Annotated in this window: 21 protein-coding genes and 1 pseudogene; 6 read left to right on the top strand and 16 right to left on the bottom strand. The window is 41.1% G+C overall.

All coding sequences use genetic code 11. From position 1 onward, the window contains the following. Positions 1–29: 29 nt before the first annotated feature. Positions 30–692, bottom strand: coding sequence for a hypothetical protein (locus BTO10_RS01675; RefSeq protein ID WP_105023339.1), 663 nt, complete (start codon positions 690–692; stop codon positions 30–32). Positions 693–985: 293 nt separating this feature from the next. Between BTO10_RS01675 and BTO10_RS01670 the strand changes: the two genes are divergently transcribed. Then, positions 986–2545 carry an EAL domain-containing protein gene (locus tag BTO10_RS01670; protein WP_105023338.1) on the top strand — a complete coding sequence of 520 codons (1560 nt, stop codon included), beginning with the start codon at positions 986–988 and terminating at the stop codon, positions 2543–2545. A gap of 125 nt (positions 2546–2670) precedes the next feature. Here BTO10_RS01670 and BTO10_RS01665 read toward each other — a convergent pair whose 3' ends face one another. The 5 genes from BTO10_RS01665 to BTO10_RS01645 form a co-directional block, all read right to left on the bottom strand. After that, entirely contained in the window at positions 2671–3060 is a 390-nt protein-coding gene (locus BTO10_RS01665) for a carboxymuconolactone decarboxylase family protein (protein ID WP_105023337.1), read from the bottom strand. 58 nt (positions 3061–3118) lie between these two features. Further along, a complete protein-coding gene (locus BTO10_RS01660) occupies positions 3119–3475 on the bottom strand; it encodes a MerR family transcriptional regulator (protein ID WP_105023336.1) in 357 nt (118 codons plus the stop codon). Between the two features lie 165 nt (positions 3476–3640). Then, on the bottom strand, positions 3641–4162 hold the full coding sequence (locus BTO10_RS01655) for a GNAT family N-acetyltransferase (protein WP_105023335.1): 522 nt from the start codon (positions 4160–4162) through the stop codon (positions 3641–3643). 103 nt (positions 4163–4265) lie between these two features. Further along, positions 4266–5036: an alpha/beta fold hydrolase gene (locus BTO10_RS01650; protein ID WP_105023334.1), complete on the bottom strand. Its 771-nt coding sequence runs from the start codon at positions 5034–5036 to the stop codon at positions 4266–4268. Between the two features lie 90 nt (positions 5037–5126). Next, positions 5127–5468: a hypothetical protein gene (locus tag BTO10_RS01645; RefSeq protein WP_258096954.1), complete on the bottom strand. Its 342-nt coding sequence runs from the start codon at positions 5466–5468 to the stop codon at positions 5127–5129. A 547-nt stretch (positions 5469–6015) separates the two neighbouring features. On the opposite strand from BTO10_RS01645, the gene BTO10_RS01640 reads away from it, so the two are divergent. Continuing rightward, positions 6016–7653 (top strand): methyl-accepting chemotaxis protein, encoded by a 1638-nt coding sequence (locus BTO10_RS01640; RefSeq protein ID WP_105023332.1) that lies wholly within the window; start codon positions 6016–6018, stop codon positions 7651–7653. Between the two features lie 127 nt (positions 7654–7780). Here the strand turns inward: BTO10_RS01640 and BTO10_RS01635 are convergent, their stop codons facing one another. From BTO10_RS01635 to BTO10_RS01620, 3 genes are all read right to left on the bottom strand, one after another. After that, a complete protein-coding gene (locus BTO10_RS01635; protein ID WP_105023331.1) occupies positions 7781–8368 on the bottom strand; it encodes a CheR family methyltransferase in 588 nt (195 codons plus the stop codon). A gap of 594 nt (positions 8369–8962) precedes the next feature. Continuing rightward, positions 8963–11857, bottom strand: a complete 2895-nt coding sequence (locus tag BTO10_RS01625; protein ID WP_105023330.1) for an Ig-like domain-containing protein — start codon at positions 11855–11857, stop codon at positions 8963–8965. 972 nt (positions 11858–12829) lie between these two features. Next, entirely contained in the window at positions 12830–13546 is a 717-nt protein-coding gene (locus tag BTO10_RS01620; RefSeq protein ID WP_105023329.1) for a type 1 glutamine amidotransferase, read from the bottom strand. A 98-nt stretch (positions 13547–13644) separates the two neighbouring features. On the opposite strand from BTO10_RS01620, the gene BTO10_RS01615 reads away from it, so the two are divergent. Together BTO10_RS01615 and BTO10_RS01610 are read left to right on the top strand one after the other, a co-directional pair. Then, positions 13645–14415: a helix-turn-helix transcriptional regulator gene (locus BTO10_RS01615; protein WP_004739443.1), complete on the top strand. Its 771-nt coding sequence runs from the start codon at positions 13645–13647 to the stop codon at positions 14413–14415. 254 nt (positions 14416–14669) lie between these two features. After that, positions 14670–15713 carry an AraC family transcriptional regulator gene (locus BTO10_RS01610; RefSeq protein WP_105023328.1) on the top strand — a complete coding sequence of 348 codons (1044 nt, stop codon included), beginning with the start codon at positions 14670–14672 and terminating at the stop codon, positions 15711–15713. On the opposite strand, the gene BTO10_RS01605 is transcribed toward BTO10_RS01610, so the two are convergent. The 4 genes and pseudogenes from BTO10_RS01605 to BTO10_RS23890 form a co-directional block, all read right to left on the bottom strand. Beyond that, positions 15691–16602, bottom strand: a complete 912-nt coding sequence (locus BTO10_RS01605) for an alpha/beta fold hydrolase (RefSeq protein WP_105023327.1) — start codon at positions 16600–16602, stop codon at positions 15691–15693. The genes BTO10_RS01610 and BTO10_RS01605 overlap by 23 nt on opposite strands. A 777-nt stretch (positions 16603–17379) precedes the next feature. Next, a pseudogene (locus BTO10_RS01600) lies at positions 17380–18408 on the bottom strand (IS110 family transposase). A 68-nt stretch (positions 18409–18476) separates the two neighbouring features. Then, positions 18477–18914, bottom strand: a complete 438-nt coding sequence (locus BTO10_RS01595) for a GNAT family N-acetyltransferase (RefSeq protein WP_004739438.1) — start codon at positions 18912–18914, stop codon at positions 18477–18479. Between the two features lie 713 nt (positions 18915–19627). Beyond that, complete coding sequence (locus BTO10_RS23890) at positions 19628–19924, bottom strand: GFA family protein (protein WP_105023326.1); 297 nt, start codon at positions 19922–19924, stop codon at positions 19628–19630. 498 nt (positions 19925–20422) lie between these two features. Between BTO10_RS23890 and BTO10_RS01585 the strand changes: the two genes are divergently transcribed. Together BTO10_RS01585 and BTO10_RS23390 are read left to right on the top strand one after the other, a co-directional pair. Beyond that, complete coding sequence (locus BTO10_RS01585; protein WP_105023325.1) at positions 20423–21004, top strand: hypothetical protein; 582 nt, start codon at positions 20423–20425, stop codon at positions 21002–21004. Positions 21005–21123: 119 nt separating this feature from the next. After that, positions 21124–21282, top strand: a complete 159-nt coding sequence (locus tag BTO10_RS23390) for a hypothetical protein (RefSeq protein ID WP_181143947.1) — start codon at positions 21124–21126, stop codon at positions 21280–21282. Between the two features lie 72 nt (positions 21283–21354). Here the strand turns inward: BTO10_RS23390 and BTO10_RS01580 are convergent, their stop codons facing one another. The 3 genes from BTO10_RS01580 to BTO10_RS23840 all read right to left on the bottom strand — a co-directional run bounded on the left by BTO10_RS01580 (position 21355) and on the right by BTO10_RS23840 (position 24950). After that, positions 21355–21759, bottom strand: a complete 405-nt coding sequence (locus BTO10_RS01580; protein WP_105023324.1) for a putative signal transducing protein — start codon at positions 21757–21759, stop codon at positions 21355–21357. Positions 21760–22237: 478 nt separating this feature from the next. Then, positions 22238–22558 carry a hypothetical protein gene (locus BTO10_RS23325; RefSeq protein ID WP_146106812.1) on the bottom strand — a complete coding sequence of 107 codons (321 nt, stop codon included), beginning with the start codon at positions 22556–22558 and terminating at the stop codon, positions 22238–22240. 241 nt (positions 22559–22799) lie between these two features. Then, positions 22800–24950 carry a tetratricopeptide repeat protein gene (locus BTO10_RS23840; RefSeq protein WP_105023323.1) on the bottom strand — a complete coding sequence of 717 codons (2151 nt, stop codon included), beginning with the start codon at positions 24948–24950 and terminating at the stop codon, positions 22800–22802. Between the last annotated feature and the right edge of the window lie 215 nt (positions 24951–25165).

The raw sequence follows: 25165 nt of genomic DNA, 5'->3' as shown, positions 1-25165 counted from the left end.
CTAGTTCCAAAGCACATGTATACGGCCTCTTAATGCCAAGCGTTGCGAATCCTAATAGCATGGGTCACCAATTGTTGATAACTACGTTTAGGGTTATGCCCAAAGACCACAAAAGTATACAACCAAATAACAAGAGACATGGCAAACAAACCTGACTGGAAACCATGTAGGTAAACCTCTGGTAGCAAGTCGACTACCTTCTGATAATTCTCCATAGAAATGGTTGTTTTACTGCTGATCAACTCATAAGTTAAACTTATTGGCATCACTAGAGCCCAAACTAAAAACCAAGACACACTAGCGACAGGCGCCAAACTCAGTAGCGGCTTAAATTGCCTAACTGGAAAAATGAAATACAAAAGCATAATCAGATACAGAACAGCTAAAAATAAGCTCCACGCATTAACACTGACTTCAAAAATCCGATATCGTACATCGACGTACATGGTTAAAACTACCGCTCCCAATACAGCAAGCGATAATAACTTTCCCATATACTTGGTTCTAGAAAACCTAATAAGTACATAGCCAATCACAAGAAGAAAGCACGAGAGCCAAACTAACACTTCTGGATCAGTATCAAAAAGACGAGGCGTTGCGGTATTAGACAAGATAAAGATCGCGTAGGTAGGGGCGATCATCAAATAGGCAATGAACACACGTACCAACATCCAAATCATTTTTTTTATCATTACGCTCAAACCCACCCAATTGCGTTATTTCAAAAGCTATAGCTCTCAATTTCATACTACAAGCCCGAAAGACTTCGGTTCATAAAAACCTGAAAAGTACTGAGCAACAAACGACACACTTAACCTTGAAAGTATTTCTAACACTATGATTTTTAAAGTAAGACTATAAAACATGCGATTTCAATCCACAACACATGCGTACATTCACAATAATTATTATTTCTCTTGATAACCAATCGTTAAATTTATAAATTAAATCGAATGCTCATACACTCGGTAACGCTTCTCCAATTATGGATATCAAGTACCAACATTTTGCCAAAACCACATTCTACTTTGCCATCTCTTTCGTTTTGTCGATGGCATTGCTCATCCCTTTTACACCGTCTCACTATCATACGCTAACCGAAGAGTCTTCACAGTTAGTGGAAATCAGGCTTCAAGAGATCCAAGCTCGATTTGGTAGCTTTCTCGCAGAGATAACACCCGACCTGTCTTGTGATGCTATCGTGACCGAGCTTCGTCAGAATGTATTCAATGCCGATTGGGTGAAAGAAGCCGCTGTATTCAATAAACATAACCGTTTTTACTGCTCTACCACCGATGGCGAGGTGTCATTTCGCCTCTATAGCAGCATCCGAGAAAGGCTCAATGACGATCCAAACTTAACCACCTTATCGTACTCCAACGCTGCAATTACCAAGGTGCAGTCCATCATGCTGATTTTCTCGGACAAAGAGCAGGCGGGAGTAAGCCTGATGATACCGCCACACTTCATCTACGACCTTGTGGAGTCAAACCTGAGCAGCCATGGAATCAACTCAAAAGTAGAAGTGATAAAAAGAGATATTCACCCAACCGATCCCGGAGTGTACTTTTCAGAGGTTCGCATACAATCAGAGGCCTACCCTCTGGCTATAACCTCCTACATCGGGCACCAGTACTACATCAACTTCTTAATGAGCTTCTCTTGGTTTGGGTTTCTTATGGCGGGAATCACCACCATTATACTGTTGTCCGCTAAACATAAGAAACAGAGCCAACGCAGTTTAGAATATTCCCTCTCTAGCGCTCTGAAAAACAAACACCTGCAAGTTCACATGCAACCTATTGTTGACCAGAAAACCACCCAAATCGTGGGCTGTGAGTCACTGTTAAGGTGGAACCACCCGATTGAAGGCAACGTCTCACCCGCTATTTTCATTCCACTAGCAGAAAGCTTAGGTTTGATAGAAGAGCTGACATACTTTGTGTTACGCGAAGTATTGAAAACCATCAAAGGCAATCAAGACCTTTTCGAAGACAAATACATCAGCGTCAACATCAGCCGAAACGTCGTGTCTAACAGTAACTTCGCCTACAAAGTATCAGGCATCTTCAAAAGAAACCCAGAGATTCTAAAGCAGGTGGTGTTTGAAGTAACCGAAGATGGCGAATGCTCAGACGCGGATATGGCCAAGATAAAAGAGAACCTCACCAAGCTGGCGAACATGGGCGTAAAAGTCGCGATTGATGATTTTGGTACTGGCTACTCAGGGTTAGATTTCGTAAGACAATTTCCGTTCAGCATCCTAAAGATTGATCGCGTATTCGTGCAGAACATTTCAGACGAATCCAGCTTTGGTGTACCTTTGCTAGAGTCCATGCTGCAACTGTCCCGCACTTTAGGCATGCAGGTTATCGTCGAGGGCGTAGAGTATGAATCGCAAGTGAAAGTCTTGTCTAAGTTAGGTGTCGACTATATCCAAGGTTTCTATTTCTATAAGCCGATGCCAATCAACCTAACCATCAGCCTGCTCAGACAGCAACAGCACATCACTGCGACTCATGAGTATCACATCTCACCAACCTAACATATAAATGTAAACCGATTAGAGTGCGCCGTTACTGGCGCCCTTTTAAAATGACTTTCATCAAACCACCACTTGGCACTGGCATTAAGTGCCAAGTGGTGGAGCGCCAAGCGTTAAAAATCAGATCAGCTGTCGTATTTCGCCGATCGTTCAGCGAGCACTTCTTTGAATGCGAACATCCCATTCAACGCAGCAGGGAAGCCAGCGTAGCCAGACATCTGAATGATCACCTCTTTGATCTCTTCTTCACTGCAACCCACATTAAGCGCCGCATTCAAATGCACTTTAAGTTGCGGGGCGCAGTTGCCTAGTGCGGTTAACGCTGCCACCGTCGCAATCTCGCGTGATTTCAAATCCAAGCCTTTGCGCGCATAGATATCACCAAAAGGATACTCGATGGTGTATTTGGCTAAATCGGGGCTAATGCCTTGTAGGCTTTCGATAACATTTTGCCCAGCTTCACCATCAATCTGTTTAAGTAGTCCTAGCCCTTTTTCAAAACGTGACGTTTCCATTGTATTGCTCCTATGTATTGAATAGGAGCGCAGCATACAAGTTAGAGTTCACTCTAAGTCAACGCACTTTTCCATCTTTATACAGGTCAATTTTGTCTTCCAAAGCGGAAAGATGAGATTGTTGTCGCGCAATATGCACTTTTAAACTCTGTTTGTGCTGTTCTAACAGAGCTTGACGTTCAAGTACCGTGCTACTGCCCTGCTCCCTTAATCGAGCGTATTCCAATATCTCTTCGAGTGGCATGGCCGTCTCTTTCAGGCGAATGACAAACTCAAGCCACTTTACGTCTTTCGTGGTATACACTCGGTGCCCACTGCCATTACGCTGAACATTTTTAAGCAAACCGATTTTTTCATAGTACCTAAGCGTATGAGCCGACAAACCCACCAAGCTAGAAAACGCCTTCATGTTCATGGTTTTACTTCCTTAATAGCCGAATAAGCGAATACGTTATTTTGGGTAAAGAATACTAACCTCCAAACCAGAAATCATCATCAAAGAAACACCAGTCCTAGAAGCACAAAAACCAACGATGGAATGAAAAATCCCACGCGTTGGATCCTAAAGTACTTATTAAGCCTAGAGCTCTAGTGCATAGATACACATAGATTGCTCTTTTTCAGGTACATCCAGTGTGTGTTGCCCCTTAGACTTCAGCGTTGCACCTGCACGTTTCGCAATCTTAACACTGGCCAGGTTACTCTCTAAACAATGGAACTCAAAGGTTTTAACTCCTTGTTCGCTTGCTAAGGTTGGAACAAGAACCTCCAAAATTTGCCCTACCACTCGATTCCCCGTTGCACTGTCAGCAAGCCAGTACCCTAATTCGCAGATTCGTGTCTCGAGGTGAATTGACTTTACACCAAATACGCCTGAAAACTGTTTTTTGAAGTGTACTGCGAACCACTGTGAGCCTTCGATACCACTGTACAGCCGACCTTCAATATAAGCTCGCGCACTTTCAAGATCGACCACACTCTTCTCCCAGGGCATATATTTTGATAGGTTCTCCCTGCTTGAATCAACGGCATTAAACAATGCAAAAGCATCTGAAACTTTCAGATTTTTTAGGACTATATCTTTAGATATGACTCTTTCCATAACACCTCATTTTTGAGTTTTTGTAAAACAACAACTATTCCAATTCGCTATATAAACGGCAGCTCATTAACACGATGTAATAAACGATAATCGTAAGTACTGGTTAAACTGTTGGTATCCCGCGCTTAATGGCTTCAGCTAGCCCACTCGCGTTTTCCCACGCCATTGAATGTCCAGCATCAGGAACCACGCTGATCGCTATATCGTGGTTATTCAACCTCTCGGTATCGGTGTCTGGTAAAGATTTACTGCCGAATAGATAGGTTCTATTTACATTTAAAGAGTACAACCGATCACGCCAACTTGGATCCTGTCCTTCTATCAAAGAAACAGCTTGCCTGTATGTCGCTACTGCTGAATTCACATCTAAACTGGCTGCCCACTGAGTATTTGGCTCATCGATGCTGTACTGCACTATCTGAGCGTGACCGTGGTTGACATATTCAGACTCGGTATAGCTCGCAATCTTCTTGCTAAAGAAGCCACCACCGGAATCAAGATTCGCCTCACTCAAAACCAAGGCTTGCAGTTGTGATTGAACTCTTTCAGCCAATACAACCGACACAGCACCACCCATGCTGTGACCATAAATCACAAACTTATCCAAGCCCAAAGATTGAATGAATGCCTCAAGATAAGCCGCATGGCTACCTATGGAGTAGTCGAAACTCTCAGGCTTATCACTAAACCCAGAACCTAATAAATCGACAAGAATGCGCCGATGAGAAAGCAAACATTCACTGGCCGCAACGGCCGGGTAATCAAACGAAGCAGCACAGCCAATACCGTGTATAAAAATAATAGGCACTTCCGAACCGGGAAGATCATGATACCTGAGTATCGCGTTACAGCCCTCAACCTTAAACTCTTTCATTCCTTCCTCTGAAATCAATAAAACACGATACTTAACATATACATACTTCACACACCAAACGTGTCGGATTGCTTGTTATTGATCAGCCAATCAAGCCACCGAAAACACAGTGCGCTCTTTGCCTTCATCATCTTTCAACTCAAATAAAATGCCTTCGGCTTTTACGTCTTTTAATTCGTTGATTAATACTTCTAATTGCTCCCCGTTTTCGTCAAATTTAGACGATATATTTTGAGGTAAGAGTGTCACAAGCAGCTTTGCCAACCCTAAAGGAACCGACAAGCTGTCCTTTAGTTCGCCAGTTTCAAAGCAAAACGTGTCAATTTTTAGCTTACGCATACAAAAATACTCGCCAACAACATGGATTTTTTTAGAGTACCTTTTTTTTGAGATTTGTCTGTAAGTTATACGCAAAAATGCAATGGAATGCATATTAAGGTGCGTTGACTAGCCTACTCTAAACTACGACAGCTCAGGGCCATCTTGAGGGCGACAATTACATGAATGAGAAAAGCGTTTGTTGAATTGGATGTTAATAGAGGCTTTGCAAAAAGAAATCACACCGAAGTCTTTTGTATGGCACGTGGAACCTGGAAAGCTAACATGATGAATAAATCGCATCAAACAGTCAAAATTTTTGGACTAAGGTGTGATTAAGTAAACCGGATCTAAACTACTGAAAAGTATAATGAAGTTTATATTTAACTAGAAAATTACATTCTGAGATGTTGAAAATGCTAGTTATATATTTCAATTTAAATAAATTTTATTTTTAAATATATTTTATTAACTTAACAATCAACCAGTTCAATTATTCAATCTATCATTAGTGATGGGGTATTCTTTAATTTACATTAATCACCAAACTAAATAATTTTTATGTGCTAATTTTATAATATAAAAATAAAGATATTCTAGTTCTAAGTTTATATAAAATCTTTTTCTTACGTTAGTGAATTTTTGGTTAGGGGATAAATCCATGATAATTAAAGAAATAAAAAGCGTATCGATTGCTATTAGAGTTTGGGCGATTCTCGCTTTGTTTGCAATCGCTTTACTCGCAAATACCATTTTAAATATAGATAGCTCACGCCAACATGTGCGTGAAAGTTATCAAAAAGGGGTAAAAACACTAGTTCAAAGCGCCGTTAGCGTTATTAGGTATTATCAAAGTCAGAGTGAAATAGGAAATTTAAGCGAAGAGGAAGCACGCGCTCGCGCATTGGAAACCATATCAAATATGCGATTTGATGATGGGAATTATATCTTTATAGGTGATCGAGAAGGAAAGCAAATAGCTACAGGCGTCCCCTCTCTTTTAGGAAAAAATATTATGGACCTTCAAGATAGTAAGGGGGAATATTTTGTCAGAGAGATGTATAGTATTTCGAAAAGTGGTGGTGGATTCATTGATTATCATTGGAAAAACCCGAACAAACAGACGCTAGAGCCAAAAACCAGTTATGCAATAATGTTGGAGCCCTGGGGATGGATGGTTGGTTCTGGTGTAAATATGGTGGCCTTACAAGCGACGACTCACCGAGCTGAGATGACATCGATAGGTTATGCTATAGGCATTTTAGCGGTTCTGTCACTGATCGTTGCTTACTTCATCAAAACCATCACTCTCCCAATAAATCGTACTTTGGCTGCGATGAAAGCATTATCAAAAGGCGAAGGCGATCTAACGCAACGTATTCCCGAAGAAGGGAGCAAAGAACTGATTTTCTTGGCTCGTTATTTCAATCAGTTTGTAGAGTCAATTCAATCAATGATGCTCGGGATTCAGGGAATTGGGACTCAAGTATCAGCGTCGGCAACGCAACTCACTGATTCGGTTCACCAAATAGATAATAGCCTTAACCAGCAAAGAAACGACGTGGATATGCTTGCAACAGCCATGACGGAAATGCTGGCTACCGTTGAGGAAGTTGCTGGGCGCACTGTTGAAGCAAATGAAGCAAGTCGGTTTGCAGCGCAGGAGACACAGAAGAGTTCATCAATTATTCAAAATAACGTGATAGAAGCCAACGAAATGGCGGAAGTCATTACCTCTGCAGGACAAGCAGTCCAGAAGCTGGCGCTTGATGCAAAAAATGTGGATACGGTTCTAGAAGTTATTCGAGGAGTCGCAGAACAGACAAACCTCTTAGCACTCAACGCCGCCATTGAAGCCGCTAGGGCTGGTGATCATGGTCGGGGCTTTGCTGTGGTAGCAGATGAAGTAAGAACGCTTTCTCAACGTACTCAGGAGTCCACACTTGAGATTCAAAATATTATAGAAAAGTTGCAAGTTGGCGCTGAAAATGTCGTTACAGTAATGCATCAAGGGGTTGATAAAGCGAATAAAGCCTCAGAGCTATCAGCGCAGGCAGGATGCAAGATTGACGAGAGTAACAAGCAAGTTAATAAGATCGAAGGTATGGCGCAGCACATTGCAACTGCTGCTGAAGAGCAAACACTCACCGTGAACGAAATAAACCGTAACGTAGCCAGCTTGAGTGATATGGCGACTTTAGTGTCGAGTGAATCTACCGAAATGGCTAATTCGAGCCGAGAACTCAGAGGTATCTCAGAAAATCTCATGTGTACAATTAACCGATTCAAACTTGCATGATGCAAGAATTTGCTTTGAAACGCGGAAGCTTCCTACGCATAAAAACGAATAGCAGTAGCTCACGCAGCTACTGCTATAACTGATTTATTCCATTAATGGCAAAAAGAGCCTCAACAGGCAAATCCGTCTAAACACGAACATACACCCCTTTTTTCAAACACCGCATTCCTTTAAGTTCTGGGGCATGGGAGTTATCACAGATAAAAACATGCCCTCCAGGTATGAGGATGTCATGAGCATGCTTACAGACAATATCGTGATACTCATTGGTTAATGATGCGATAACAATCGCATCTAACCTACTGTTGTACTGATTAAAATTAACGTGGTCGTAGTTATTAAATGTGATTTTATTTTCTATTTTTCGATTGATGGAAAAATGGCTATTCTTCATTTTAACTTTGTTAGACTCTAGATATTCAGCTAATTCACCTCGAGTGTTACTAAATAACCTTTCTTTGAAGTTCCCTTTACAGTTTATTTTTCTAAAACTATTGTTGTCAACCAAAGACATAATCCGACAAAAACCAGATGAGATCATCTCTGTCTTTTGTTCGTAATAAGAATGTAACATTGCCAATGAAAAACTATCGTAATATTGACCCGTATCTAAACAACAAATAAGCAAATCACTCCCCCGCATCTGCCTTTCGATCACAAGCTCACTGTAGTCTCTATATAACTCAGCGTTATAGAAAAAGTTGTCAGTTACCATATTTAAACCTTGAGGTAGCGTTTTACTCGATTTAAAACAGAAGCGAATTAGCTAGTGGGATAAATTTTTTCGACAAGCGATAAATTCACACAAAAAATAAGGTTATGTGGTAAATCTGAATATGCTACTCCAACCTCGCCAGTCACAAAGTTAACGGACTTTGCTATATCCTCCTGAAAGTGTTCAAGTACTAATTGCAATAAGCAATCTTTACCTAACGTATCCATCAACACCCCCTAGAGTGAGAACTCAAAATATTATATAAGTATAAGTCCTATCAATAATCAAACTTTAATATATATTTTTTAGATTAAATGCGATGTAAGGTGATGGTTTTCATCTATATTAATTTATTTTTAAATTTATCCACGCCCTTTACTTTTTCCTGCCATGAGTTCAAGTAATGAAAAGCATGTATCCAAATAAAGGGGGCAAATCGTGCCAACACACTTTGGGGCATGCTATGTGAAGTTTTATGGAGCGCTAATAACCGCTTTTGGAACAAAAGCTGAATCTTGGGACCAGAATGATTGGGGAACAAATAACGGAAGGCATAAGCGCCTTCCGTCGTTCAAGTAGACGATTGTGTAAGTACTACTTACTTACGCTGATCATGTCGTTAAAGTAATCCACTTGCTCTGCCATGCTCACACTTTGGTTGTTATAGCCTAGCGCCCACATAAAGAAGCCACCGTAGCCGTTATCTTTCTGCCATTTAGCACGGTCTAGATTGTTCTGGCGCGTTTCGACAAAGTTACCACCTGGCTCTGGTGACCACTGACTGTTTATCGTATTACCTAAAACAATCTTCGACTTGTCTCCAATGTACTCAGCATAGTTTGCCATCGCGACTTCATATAAGAAGTTTCGACCCGCGTCGTATGTCATCACGTTAAAGAAATCGAAGTCGTTCTTGGTTGCTTTCAACAGATCAATCACTTCACCGTGGTGAGATGAACGGCCAGACTCTTCAATGTAAGAGCAGTTTTCAAACACGCTTGCATCCATACATTCAACAGGATCCGCGCCTACGTGGTAAGTCGTCAGAGAAAGAACCTTCGTATTGCCCACCTTTTCACGGATAAGCTTGATCAAAGCCGTCAAGTCTTGGTTCTCTTTGTCTGTGATTCGCGCCGCTTTCTCAAAGTCGAAGTCCAGGCCATCAATGTGCACATAACCCGCTAACTGGTACTTGCTGTAATCACAGCTGCCGTCTGAATGTGTTGCAAGACACTCGCCTTCCACCTCTTCAGCGTTTAGATTCTTTTTGTACACAGGGAATGGTGTATGTACCAAATCAACTAACCCGTTCGCAACCGATTCACGGCTTTCAGGCGTACTGATCGCCGACCAAATGCTTTCGTAAGTTTGACCACCAAACGCAACCATCATGGTGACATTTTCATTGTCATGCTTGAGCGTTGACCATGCTAGGTACTGAGTTGGCATCCAGTCCGGATTGTAATTCGGTGGTGTTAGCATACCATCAGAGATCGTGATGTTACCGCTTGCGTCCCACTTACCAAATGACAATAGGTAACCATCACCTTCTGAGTTGAACAGCTCTTGGTAGTCATTCAACCCCCAAGACGTCAGGTAACTGATAGAGCGATCAGGGTTATCGACTAAGCCGCCACCGCCTGTGCTTTCTTTAACCATAATGTTAGACGTTGCAGAGGTTTGCTCTTGGTTGTCCGTATTTACCGCTTTCGCCGTGACAGCATATGTACCCTGCTGAGCACCTAGCCACTCATATTCATAAGGTGCTTCCGTGTCTTTAAACAGCTCGTTGCCATTCGCGATGAAGCTAACCGAGGAAATATCGCCTTCGTAACTCTTCGCGTCTGCTTTGATCGAAATCGCACGACCTTCGAAGTAGCTTGAACCATCCACAGGAGATGCTAAAGAAACAACCAAGTCTTTATCGGTAATCGCTAAAGAAATTGGCGCTGCCTCCGCACTCGCACCTTGGTCATCGTAGGCAACAACCGTCAATATGTATTGGCCTTCAACTTGGGCAGGCACCGTGATGGTGTAAGTATCGCCCAGTGAAGGCGTGTTTGATGTCGCAACCACTTGACCATTCAATTGAACATCAACGCGGGCAACGTCAGTATCATCCGATGCATCGACTACAACTTCGAATGCTTGGTTAGGTGCGATTTTCTGTCCATCTTGCGGTGATTGAACGTCCACCACTGGCACAGGGTTCGGATCACACTCACCCGCTTCATCCCATGCATCTTTCCACGCATCAGGATAACTTGGATGACCGGTTCCAGGTGTCCATACAGGGTTACCACACCAACCCGCTACCGTACATGAGTAGATATTGCCAATGTTAGTGACTTCATCACCGACGTTATAGGCCACACCATCTTCGTACTGAGGTATGTCACCACAGCTGGTGCTTGTATCTGTCACCGTGATGGTTAAATTCTTACTAGAGACATGTTGCTCGTCATCTTTTGCTTCCGCACGAAGCGTAGTAGAGCCTGCCGTTTGCGTTGTCCAGTCACAAGAAAAATCTTGGGTCGTTTTCGCATCAAGAGAACACACTTCTGAATCGTTAGCGAAGAACTTAACCGTCGCTAAGTCATCGTCTGCATCTGTTACATGCGCTGAAATTGTGATGCTGTCACCTTTTTGGTGAGAAGAGCCTGCGTCTGGCGAGATAAACTCAATCACAGGTGGATTTGGCGCCGTCGATTCTGACTCTACCGTCACTTGAACTGCTTTTTCTGTGAGTTTATCGCCACTGTCATTGAAAGCCATCACAGTGATCGATGCTGCACCAACTTCGCTTGGAAGCCAAGCTTGTTGGTATTCTGTTGTACCTTCGACAACGTTTTGCTCACCCAATTTGGTACTGTTTGCCCAGAACTCGAGTTTGCTTGCACCCTCACCTTCGACACCCGTAATGATGTCAATATTCGTACCTGTGTAAACCACTGAATTTTGAGCAGGCGCTAAAATATCCAGTGAAAACTCTGGTGAAGGAACCACTTCGCCATCGACTTTCACCACAACAGAATTCTCAAACGCATTCAGATCTGTCAGTTCACCACCGAAAGAGATAGTCAATGCCGCAGATTCACCAGAGGCCAGCTCACTATCAACCCAAGAGCCTTCTGGGAACGTCAACGTCACGGCGTTCAATACCCCATCCGCTTGCGTCGTATGAGAGATTTCCCATGATGGGTAAGAAAGGTGGTTCGACGCCCAGTTGATCTCGTTAATCGCTACTGGCAATAAAAATTCGATCACAGCTTCACGCATGTCTGCGCTATCTGAGCCCGTGTTTGTGATATCTAGCTTATAGGTGCTCCAGTATTCACTTTCTGACTGAGCTATCGCATCAGTACTGAACTCACTAGCCATGGCTTGTGAAATTGGATTCAACAATAAGCCAGAGCAAAGCATTGTTAGCCCTAACGCGCGATATCCAATAGAGTGAATCTGTTTAGCACTGCTCTTTCTTAGATACATACTTGATTCCTTAGCTTTATATTAATTATTTTATTTCTGCAATAAACCTGCAATGGGAAATTCATCCCCCCGTTGCAAGTACACTTAATTTACACAAGAAATTAACCAGGAAGGAATTAAATTTTTACTTATTGAATAAATGTCAAAATTTATTTAATTATGAGATAAAGCCCAAAATTTCGGAAAATACAATTGTGTAAGGTCCCTTCAAATCACCAACCTTAGAGTAAGCTAAATTAGGCTGAACTAATTTAGAAGAGAGAGGAATGATTAAATTAACCTGGATAAGAAAAAGTCTTATCAGCATAACTAACAGACAAAGAAACTGCATTAAACACAAATAAAACAATAATTTAGAAAAAACCCACTCATCTAAAAGCATCTATAAACATAATAACTCTCATACGAACCATGAAGTCTATTTCGCTAAAAAAGGTTCATGAATCATTAGCTCCCATCTAAATACCAACTTTCATTATGACGTTTAAATTAAAATAACAGTAACAACTTCAAGTTGGGTTTTATTTTTATTTTGAATTAAAGTCACAATTTACTAATGAGACAGAGTCATATATAAAATAGAATTATTTAGAGTATTAATTCTATTTCCAAATGAATTATTCAATTAAAAATTTAATTATCTCTCATTGACTTCAATGTCTTCCATTAAAAACCGAACGTCACGCCTGTGTTTTTTATGCTTGTTCTGTATTTATTTTGCCCAACGGTTAAAAAGGCAAGCCGAAACCCGCCCCTCACAGCATACTGCACTCTTCTTACTATGCGGCCACGAAACTTATAGCGTTGCTAGCCAACACAAAGGGCACCGTTACTGGCGCCCTTTTCCATCGTTATACAGGTCAAGACTGGTTAATTCGCATCCTCTAGATATGAAGTTATGACTTATAAACACACTTACCTGATTAAGGTCTACACACTGCAACAAATTTTCATAAGGCACTCAATTACCACTTACTTCAGTGATTTATACAAGCGTTCCAGCTTATCTAAAAAACCATGTAGTTTTTCGTTCATCTCATCATAGTCATGACTCAGTAATACTTCAGGGTTCTCAACAAAACGAAAGTCCTCAGCCTTACTAAGATCAGTATTTTCGATGAGCAGCGCTACGACTTCTTTAGTCAATTCCATATGACACTGAAAACCAAACACCAAATCGCTATAAGCAACAATTTGTCTCGGGCAGCCTTTACTATACGCAATGATTTCGGCACCTGGTATCAGTCCAGGCATATCGTTATGCCAATGGCCTACTTCCAAAACGGTACCAAAATGGTCAAACAGTGGATGGGTAATACCGTCTTTGGTCAGCGTTATAGAGAACTTACCAACTTCACGTTCAGGGCTATGTTCATAATTAGCACCTAGCGCTTCACCAATAAGTTGGGCTCCCAAACAAATACCTAATACAACTTTGCCAGCATTAATCGCTTTTGTAATGACTGCCTGTTCACCTTTGGTATCGAAGTAAGAACATTGTTCGCTAGTGGTCGCAGGGTCTTGTGGGCCCCCCATAACAATCAGAAAATCAATGCCTTCAATATCTTGGGGGAGAGGTTCACCTAGATATACTCGCGAGTATGTAATGGTATGACGGTGTTTCTTCGCCCAAGTTTTATATGCTCCAGGAGTCTCAAAATCTTCATGAATAATAAAATGGATACGCATCTTTAGCCCTTTACTAAATAATAGGCTGACAATGTTATACCAAATCTAAGTGGCGCATTTTATACTAACAGACATCCAATGTAGATAAGTCGCCGACCATGCAAGCCAATGAGATAATCAGAAACTTTCCTGATAAACAATTCATAACTAGAACGACCCAAATGGCCTCTGGCTATATTGATGATTTCCACTCACACCCATGGCACCAAATAGTGTTCCCACGCCAGGGATTGTTACAATCAGACATTGGTGATAAAAGCGGGATAGTGCCCCATAATGGCTTGCTCTATATTCCCGCAAATACAGTTCATAAATCCGTTGCGATTACAGATACACAATTTTTGGCTATTTACCTCAACCCAGACAAAAATCTTCGCTATGGAAGCAAACCTAAATCCTGTCAGGTAAATTCTTTTACCAAAGAGTTGATACAACTTCTGTTTGAAAGCAACACACACTCACAATCTGAGTCCAATATAATGCATTTACTTATGGTCTTGAGAGATCAAATCGAAGTTGCAGAAAGTTATGAAATACCATTGCTTATTCCTACCGATAAGCGTCTTTTCTCTATTTTCGCACAACTTCAAAAACAGCCTGATTTACCGTTTACATTAAAAGAATGGGCGACAACAGTCGGTGCATCTGAACGCACGCTGTCTCGATTATGCTCTAAAGAGTTTTCTCAATCTTTTTCACAATGGCGACAAAACATTAGGCTAGTTTTATCTTTGCAGTTGTTAAGCTCGAAAATGAGCATTCAAGAAATTGCTATCGAATCGGGATATTCTTCTGATTCTGCTTATGTACAGGCATTTAAGAAATTGTTTAATCAGACACCTAGAAAATATCGAACAGCAAACCTTTAGCACGTATTCTGATTCGTTGTTTTACAAACCAAAATGACACCTGTGATGGTGTGACTCTTACCTAACCTTTTGTGGGGCAAATGCGCCCCTAGCCCAACTTTATTATCAGACATAGTTCGATCTTTGAGAGAATGGTTGATAACCTCAATCAGCTATCATATTGTGAACTTACCACTTTTTAGAAGCACTCTAGATTGATAGACGAGGAAAATTGCGATATTAGTTAGCTATGACTTAACATTTTGATAACACTCATGACAGATAACACCATCGAAAAATCTGTTTCATTCGCCTCTGTCATTGATTTAGTAAATGCCTATTCACTGTTGCCTCCCGCTTTGCGTAAACAGGTCGAAGCATCTAATCACCTTGACGGTATAATCCTTGAGGCCATTAAAAATAGCGCTAATCTATCGCTATCGGATCGGCTTCCAGAAAGCCAAATGGTTGCCTTATGGTCACTCCTCGAACAGCACCATCCATCGCCCGAAATTGGACTCATCATTGGGCGAACTATATCCCATGAATCAAAAGGTGTGCTCGCGAGTTGGGTGAGCCAATGTGCGACGTTAAGAGACGCATTCAACACGTTCCAAAGTAATATTTTTCTGATGAATTCTTCAGAGTGTTGGCAAGTGGATGACGATGGACAGCAGTGCCGTTTAACCCTCTCCATTGAATCACGCCATGATTACCCTAGAGCCGCCATTGAACGCAGCATGAGTGCGGTGGTGATGTGGGCAAGAATGCTGAGTGCCCATTCTTTCCCGCTAACCAAAGCTAAGTTTGGGTATTTAGCTCCGCTACATGTGGATAAATATCAACCAGTCTTTGGAGAAACCATTGAATTTAACAGTGCTTATCACCAGCTGATATTTGAATCGAAATGGCTTAACCTTCCCATTGCGACTAGTAGTGAGTATCTGAAAACGATGATGGCAAAAACCGCACAAAGCCACCTTAAGACATTAACGCAAACCCAACCTCTCCAGCAGCAAGTCAGGACCATAGTAGTAAACGGACTAGAAAATGGAGAACTACTCAGCATAGACAAGGTTGCACAGCAATTACACTTCAGCCGACAAACGCTCTACCGCAAACTGGAAAGAGAGCATACCTCTTTCCAGAGTATTCTTGATGATACAAGAAAGCAGTTAGCAGTCCGTTGGCTGACTCAAACCCCGCCTCCAAGCGTTACCGAATTGAGCTATCGTCTTGGTTTTAAAGATACTAGCAGCTTCTACAAAGCGTTCAAGCGCTGGCACCAAGTTAGTCCTAAGGCTTACCTTTCGAGATAAACTGTTTAAACGCCTCTGCTGATCGCTCTGGGACCTCTTCCATCGGTAAGTGTCCAACGTCGTCATACACTACAGCATAAGAGCCTCGAATATCACGCTCAAACTTTCTCGCATTTTCAGCTGGAAAATAACGGTCTTCCTTCCCCCACAGAATAAGAGTTGGCTTGGCAATTTGTGTTATCTTATCCGAGTCCTCATCAAGCGATGCCCTGACGCGACGTGTGAATCCCTGTCGATTTTGTTGGTAGGTAGTCAGTTCGTAGTATCGATCAATCAACGCCGCATCCACAAGTAGCGGGTCGAAGTAAACCTCTTTAAGCCCATCTTCGAACATAAACCTTGGAGTGACATGTTCCATTATTTTGCCGATGACTGGCCACTGGGCCATCGCAATGCCTGGTGGCCACGATTTTTGTGGATACCCTAAGGCATTTATCAACGTAAGGGTTATAACCTGCTCTGGATGTTGTAAACCGTATTCCCAAACTATGCGTCCTCCTAAAGAGCTACCGACAAAATGTGCTTGTTCGATGTCGAGCTCTCTCATAAAGGCACTTAAAAAAGCAATATCGTCAGGGATTTCGTACTGGTTTTGAAGCAGATGCCCAGTTAAGCCAAAACCCGGTAAGTCCATACGTACGACGCGATAGTCTTGTTTGAGGATTTGAGTCCATTGCTCCCAAGCGTGAAGTGATGACGAAGTGCCATGCAATAAAATCACCACCTCACCCTGTCCTTCATCTCGATAATGCACTCGTTTGCCTTCAACAGTGGCAAATTTAGAAGCGTGATTTGTGTATTTCTGCTCAATGGCTTGCGTACTATTTTGTACGCCACATCCTTGCAGAAAAATGACCAGAGCCATTATTGGTGTCACATTCCAATTCATACTTCCCTCTCCTCATTTAATGTGTTTTCCAGCCTGGAGACTTGAGTGTAGAGACTATGGTGGTGAGAAATAGGTCTTAAGGTTGCAATACTGTGTTTTTAGGACTCATTTAACTTTAATGGGGGAAGAAGAAAGAAGGAGATCAAGAGAAAGAGCAATTTGACACACGAACCAAGCCATGACAGCTTGGTTTATGCTCGGCTAGTTAGATGACTTTTGAAGCAGCAACAAGATGAAAAATCGAGAATTTTACGAGTCTAACTCCCGAAGGGGAGAGATGATTGGTGGCTTTGTTACATGTATTGCACAACGTAGTCCGCAATATTGTGGCAAGCTGAGAAGTATTGGCTTATAGGTAAGTTTAAACTTTGTAAGTGTTGGATGTCAGATTAGTTATATTTGTTCAAAATACCGCCAACATAGAGCGTAAGTGTTTTAGCGAAACTAGTAATGAGACACTAGCGAGCTAGAAAGTGCCACGGGTAAAAATTCAACCTGAGAAGCTTTTGGACAAACCTTGTTAGCTTAAATGACTTAGTTGCATCAAGATCAGGTATGAGAAAGTATCTTGAAACCATAGTCTCTTATATGGACTCCCCCGTTTCAACAAAAAGAACGATAGATATTCGCGTGCTTATATACGAGCTACTATTGAGGAGCTACCTCTGCTCAATGATAATTTCGGCTGTCAGGGTACAATGCTTGTTAGCGAGCTTTTCCTCTTTCGACTATTCTGTATCACCTAACTTTTATCTTACGCTTCATTTTGTCAAACTGTCAGAGCATAGATGCTCTATACTCCGTATCAGATTTAAGCATAGCAAAAGCGGTACGAACTGTTTTATTTGCCAGCGCTACCGCTGCACATTTTTTACCTCTACGTACTACTAATGCTTGTAGCCACTGTTCTTTCTTTGTTTTAGCATCGCGTTTTACGACTTGCTGAACCACAGACATTGCGCCAGTAATTAATAGGCTGCGCAACGTTGAGTTTTTCCGTTTATCAATATGTCCCAACTTCGCTTTACCACCAGAAGAATGTTGGAGTGGTGTTAAGCCAATACAAGCGGAAACATCTTTTCCCTTTTTAAACTGACCAAGTTCTCCTGATGCCAAAGCAATGTACAAATGAACTGCGTTTAACTTACCGATACCTTCAATCTTCATTAACTTTTGGCATTCTTGGATTGACCTTATCCATTGATCAAGGGAATGATCATAAGTATCAATTGCTTCGCACAAAACCAAATATAAGTCGAGTGACACTTTCAGCATATGCCTAAAATCAGCTGTTAGCTCATTGTCCGCGTCTTCCAAAATCATCTCTATCGATTGAGTAAAGCCTTGATGGTTCCTCGAAACTGGAAGATTAAACTCCCTCATCAATCCTATTAATTGATTTTTTAATGCCGTCCGTTGTTTAACAGCTTGCTCTCGTAATTTCAGCATTGATTGCGCTTGCTGTTAGCTATTCGTCTTACCAGAAACAAAAGTTACTTCAGGTAACTGTGAGGCTTGAATGATCGCTAAAGCGTCATTCTTATCTGTTTTTTGATTCTGACGAACCGCTTTAACCAAACGAGAGGAAATTAACTTCGAAGTGTGGCCTAAAGATGTGGCAATTTGATTCCAATAATTAGAGCTTGCGCAAGCTTCAAACACCACCAGAGAGGGTGACAGATTACTGAGATAAGCGCTGAACTGTTTCGGTGTCATTTCTCGATTAGATTGCACCTTGTTATCTGCGTAAACGCAAACTTGAATAACCTTAGCGGCTAGATCAACGCCAATAATGAGATTTTTCATAATCAGACTCCCGTGTTGCTTCCTATTAAAAGATAGGCGGATTGGGGATGGGGAGTCCAATCATCTTGTTAGAACGTTTTTTCCATGAATAACAATTTCTTACCTTCATAGAACGCTTCTTTAAATTGCGTATAGCCCAGCTTTTTATAAATATATATTCCTCTTGAGTTTGATTCGAATACATCTAACCAGACTTTTGAACAGTTTAAGTTTTCCGCACAATACTGTTCCATCTCTTTAATTGCGAGTTGACCAAGCCCCTTTCCTTTGGAAGCAACAACAATTCTTCTGAACTCAACGACATCTTGGCTTTCTTGCGACAAAATTATGAAGCCTGACAACTCGTTTTCGTAGTACAAAGACAGATAAATTACGTCATTGCTCTCTATTAGACTTGCGTGCTTTTCTAGTGAATAAGGAATAACAAAGCCTTTTGTATCATGAGAACACTCCATTTCAACAAAAGCCCTGGCTTCTGATATCACCGACTTTCTTAATTCTAACACTATATTTTCCTAAACTTTCTAACAGCTATACTAGACGTAAACAATACATCTATTTTACTATAAATAACAATAGTTTAATTTCTACAGCTCTGTACCTGCATGACTTGAATACAGATTTTTTCTGTATAGCATGAATTGGTCGGCAAAATATGTTCTAGCCTGATGCACGAATATGTATTAGCCAATTTGCGAACAAGCTGTTGTCACAATAGTTATCATGCTAAATTCATGAGTTCTAAACACACTTTGAGTCACTTTCGAGCTAGAAAGTGCCACGGGTAAAAATTCAACCTGAGAAGTTCTTGGACAAAACCTTGATAGCGACCTTACTAATTTAGCAAACCATTAATAACTGCATGTATGACAAAGTATGAGTGACATGATGATTTTCAAAGCAGGGATGCAAACTATATACACCTAAGCTCATACTAGCGGCAGTTTTTCTATGACCTACAGCTCTAAGTCGTTCACATAAGAATAGAAAAAGCATCTTGAAACCTTAAATGCTTACTATATGTGGGCCTCAAGGTGAAGCTTCAAAGACTTCAACAAGAAATCCCAAACCTGAGTTTCCATGAGTTCATGGAATCCGTCTTTAACAGCCTGTTAGTTGACAGCCCCACCGAATTTGGGATGATTATCACTAAGACTAAGCCATGGAGCTTTAGATGTTACATATATGTGCTTCTGTTTATTTCTGTGAAATGGTGTGTCTAACAAAGACAAGGCAAATGTAGACCAACCATTGCTCTGCTTAATATCATGTATCCATTGGATATTTGACCCACAATGCGCGCAAAATGTGCGAAAGTAATTTGGCGATGACTCGTAGCGTTTAATAGAGTCCCCCCTTGAACAATCATAAAATCTTCATCACGACTGGCTGCAAAAGTTGCAAACGCAGCACCATGAGTTTTTTGACACATATTGCAATGACAATGTGTTGCAGATTTAATATCGCCTGTAATTTCAACTTTCACTGTGCCACAGAGACAACTTCCTCCGTACATATCTATCTTTATCCTCTTGGTAACTAACGTTTTTTATACGGCTTTTGGCTTTCTTTTAGCATCCTATAATGCAGACTTTTTCAATCAAAATTTAATTGACAATCAATAGGTTAATGAGAAGGGTGAGTGTTAGACCGCTAAATGACGCATAATTTTGAAAAAGCCTGAGATGGCACTTCATCGAATAACTTCAGGTAGGGCAAACGTACAGTCTAAGATTTTGAGTAGATATTCGCGCTGAGAAGGGATGGGGGACTTTTGAGTTAGAAAGTGTCACGGGTAAAAATTCAGCCTGTGAAGGTTTTGGTGTGTTTCTACACCGGTGCACGCTTACACCGAGAAAACAGGCAAATCGAAACCATCTAATTTCAGCTGCTGCGGAGTGTATTTTTATTTGTGATGATACTCACACGAGCGTATGCATCCAGTTGCAATCTTATAGGTTAAATATATTTTCCTCTCTTATGTTTTTTACCCTTAAATTCAAGGAGTTTATGTATGTTTAAGCGTTCAATTCTTTTAACGGCAGTGTCATTGGTTTTTTCATCAAATGTCTTGGCAAAAGTTGAAACATTCCCTGCGGCATCATTTTGTGGTGAAAACATTACGAAAAGAAATGAAGCTTTACAAAAGTTATTAAAGCAAGAGGGCAATGCTGAAAAGGCAATGCAACGCTTAGTAACAGAGCAAGTTGGGCGTGATGCGAGGTCTCATGCATTCGTTTATAACCCTTCATTCGAAAGAAGTACTCGACAGTTTACTTGTTCGATCCCTCTAAGTGACGAAATTGGAAAATTTAAGGTTAATGTTCATGCACATGTCCAAGGTATGAACCCTGGCCGTCCCGGAGGATGTGAGTTTTCACGTGCTAGGCGTGTACATGACGGTTCAGACTGGAAAGTCTTCACTTTCAATAGTGGCGGATTTTGGTGGTCTGACTTACAACAAAATGACGGTTTCGTGAACTTTTCTAAAGATATGGATAATGAATATGAGCGTTCATCATCTCTTCAGCTCACGTGTCGTACGACTTGGGATCAAGGAATTATCAAGTTACAGCACATTGAACTTGAATATTGATAAAATCATTTAATATGAACAATAAAAGGATTCCTCGGAATCCTTTTTTAACACATACTTTTATTACACACATTTTTACCCACCACATGTTTAAAATCTGTACCACGGAGAGGGTAATAATGGCATTTAGAGAAGACGTAGAAGTGCTGCTGACAATGAGATCTCATGTTGTGGAACACACCAAAGGCGCAGAAATTGGCATTGATAAGCTTGTTTCTACAGTGTCCGAGCTTAGGCACTTGCACACTGATAAGCTTGAACTTTCTTATGGTTCTTAAGATTAATCAACGACTTAACGCGAGTTTTTTTTATTTTTATGGCTTTGCCTACATTTCTATTTAAGTCACGACTCAAAGTTTTTCGCTGAACTCATCACACTGATTGCACTTATAACCCTGTTTATAGAAAAACAGAGGAAAGCCTAACAATATGAACACCAGAAACGCTGGCCGCTTGCCCTTTGTATAGGCAGATAAGTCACTACTTCCGCAGTGAGGGCAAATGTCTAGCTTTTCTCCTATTTCTTGAGAGTGACTTTCTAGGCATTCAGAAAAATCACTATTAAGAATTTCGGTTGCCTCCTCTAAGTCTTCTTCTGAAACCATTAATCGAACACCTCCAATTGCATTCGAATATAGCCATTGTGTATTCACCGTATGTTCATCTCCAATGAAGCTTTTAATACCAGCACTTTCTAGGTTAGCTTTGGCAATATGGGCTTCATGAGGAAAAGAAAACCTTGCTACTACAATCATGAATTTCTCCTAAAGGCATAGACATAATGTCCCCACGAATGAGCTACAGTCCTAACAGTCACTATTTCTCGATTGTGACGCTGTGGGGTAGATAACCTTATCATCACAAAAGCTTATAGACTTTAAATTACTCACTTCTAACTTGTTCAAAATTTCACTGTCTGGCTCATGAATTTTGAAACCGAAGACAAAGTAAAGCCCCTCAAGTGCTTCATCAGAAAGTAACTGTCGGTATATTTAATGTGCTCTTTAAGAGTTTAGAAAACCGACTATCAACTAATCGTAACTAATTATTGAACAAAAGTAAGTTAGGGTTGAAGCTCTAACTCGCTCCGTTAACATTAGAAAAAGTACCTGTAAGCCTTGAATGCAAGCTCTTATCCAAGCAGTGGTTACATTAGGACTGAAGTTTGTTGACCAGTACGTATGGGGCTTAGAGAGTTTGAACCTCCAACACCGCAGTTACCTTCAATAAACTTTAGTTTGCCGGTGAAAGAGAACATTTTATATTAGAAAAAACACAACCACCAATCGTAATAATAGGTAAAGATACCATTATTCTTAAGTTTCCTTCTAACTGAAAATAACCATCTAAAATGATAGAGGAATAGACAATCGGTACAGATACCAATGCGAATATGCATGATTTTTTAAACTCAAGAAAATACTTTTCTCTAACAAGTAAAATCCAGAAACTAAAGTAACTCAATAAAGATAATATCAACAATCCTTTGAGATTAAGTACTAAGGTTAAAAACCAAAAAAATGCTATACCTAATACTTTTTCACTGTTCGTCATAATACCCCAATATCAACATTTACTTACTCCTACATCACCCTCATATGAGTTTGAACTTATCCTATTTCATCGAATTATATTGGATAGAAGAGAACTAAGCACATGAAATTTGTAGGGCTTGATCTAAATAGCTTTTGGACAATTATCATTTTTGGAAAATCATACATTAGCAAACCATCAATAACTACAGGTATGGCAAGTCGTTTAACTTAGTATCCAATATTGATGGTGTAGTTCAATATTACTTACAGCCTATTTTTGGACACATCCATCTAAGATATCTTTGAGCTCTCCCATCTCCCTGCTCAACAGCTTTACGATACCAATATATAGCTTGTTCCTCATCTTGAGGCACACCTTTACCATTTTCATACATCAAGCCAAGATTCGTTTGAGCTCTTGCATATCCCTGCTCAGCTGCCTGACGATACCAATATACCGCTTGTTCCTCATCCAGAGGCACACCTTCACCATTTTTGTACATAAGTCCAAGATTCGTTTGAGCTCTTGCAAATCCCTGCTCAGCTGCCTGACGATACCAATGTACCGCTTGCTTCCAATCATCAAGTAGACCTATACCTTCTTGGTACATCCACCCAAGATTCGTTTGAGCTCTTGCATATCCCTGCTCAGCTGCCTGACGATACCAATGTACCGCTTGTTCCTCATCTTGAGGCACACCTTTACCACTTTCATACATCCAGCCAAGATTCGTTTGAGCTCTTGCAAATCCCTGCTCAGCTGCCTGACGATACCAATGTACCGCTTGTTCCTCATCCAGAGGCACACCTTTACCATTTTCATACATCCAGCCAAGATTCGTTTGAGCTCTTGCATATCCCTGCTCAGCTGCCTGACGATACCAATATACCGCTTGTTCCTCATCCAGAGGCACACCTTTACCATTTTTGTACATAAGCCCAAGATTCGTTTGAGCTCTTGCATATCCCTGCTCAGCTGCCTGACGGTACCAATATACCGCTTGCTTCTCATCCAGAGGCACACCTTTACCAAATTCGTACACCTCACCAAGATACGTTTGAGCTCTTGCATACCCCTGCTCAACAGCTTTACGATACCAATATATAGCTTGTTCCTCATCTTGAGGCACACCTTTACCATTTTCATACATCAAGCCAAGATTCGTTTGAGCTCTTGCATATCCCTGCTCAGCTGCCTGACGATACCAATATACCGCTTGTTCCTCATCCAGAGGCACACCTTCACCATTTTTGTACATAAGCCCAAGATTCGTTTGAGCTCTTGCATATCCCTGCTCAGCTGCCTGACGATACCAATATACCGCTTGTTCCTCATCCAGAGGCACACCTTCACCATTTTCATACATCCAGCCAAGATTCGTTTGAGCTATTGCATATCCCTGCTCAGCTGCCTGACGATACCAATGTACCGCTTGCTTCTCATCTAGAGGCACACCTTTACCATTTTCATACATCCAGCCAAGATTCGTTTGAGCTCTTGCATATCCCTGCTCAGCTTCCTGACGATACCAATATACCGCTTGTTCCTCATCCAGAGGCACACCTTCACCATTTTCATACATCCAGCCAAGATTCGTTTGAGCTATTGCATATCCCTGCTCAGCTGCCTGACGATACCAATATACCGCTTGTTCCTCATCCAGAGGCACACCTTCACCATTTTTGTACATAAACCCAAGATTCGTTTGAGCTCTTGCAAATCTCTGCTCAGCTGCCTGACGATACCAATGTGCCGCTTGTTTATCATCTTGAGTAACGCCTTGACCATTTTGATACATCAACCCAAGGTTAGATTGGGCATCCGCAAACCCTTGTTCCGCGGCTTTTAGGTACCAATAAACCGCTTGTTTATCATCTTGAGTAACGCCTTGACCCTTTTGATACATCACCCCAAGGGCATATTGAGCATTCGCAAGCCCTTGTACCGCGGCTTTACTAAACCAATGAATAGCTTGTTTATCATCTTGACTTACACCTTGACCACTTAAGTACATCGCCCCAAGGTTGGATTGGCCAGCTACATGTCCTTGCTCTGCTGCTTTGCGATACCAAGAAACCGCTTGCTTGTCATCTTGAGTAACACCTTGACCATTTTTATACATCAACCCAAGGTTAAATTGAGCATCCACATCCCCCCGCTCAGCCAAAGGAAACCACTCACTGTAGGCTGTCTTAAAATCACCTTGGATGTAAGCATCAAGGCCTTTATCAAAGCCTGCCGACTGTGCGAACGATCCACCGACGTTACCGTTAGTTCGTATCGAGTCGGTTCTATGGTCATTTTCTTCTGAATATTTCTCATAGAAAGAGGTCTGAACTTGGTCCACGGATTTACAACCAGAAAGGAATATAATTAAAAGTAGACTGCTAAACTTGATAATTTCGGTCATTTTAAAACCAATAGATGATTTATATATAAAGGATTAAAAGCATCAAGTAATAACATAAAAACTTACATAATTGGTGTTTATTATTCCTAGTATGGCAAATGTGTGAGTTTGCTATCAGAAATAACCTTCAGACCGCATCAAATGCACTTGACGAAGGTTTTAGACACTTGAACAAGGTGGTATGCTTCAATAACGCTTTGTAGGTTTGTGACGTT

The organism is Vibrio chagasii, assembly GCF_002954585.1.
Taxonomy (GTDB): Bacteria; Pseudomonadota; Gammaproteobacteria; order Enterobacterales; family Vibrionaceae; genus Vibrio; species Vibrio chagasii_A.
Note: the sequence above shows the minus strand (reverse complement) of the source record. Positions and strands in the feature narration are given on the sequence as shown.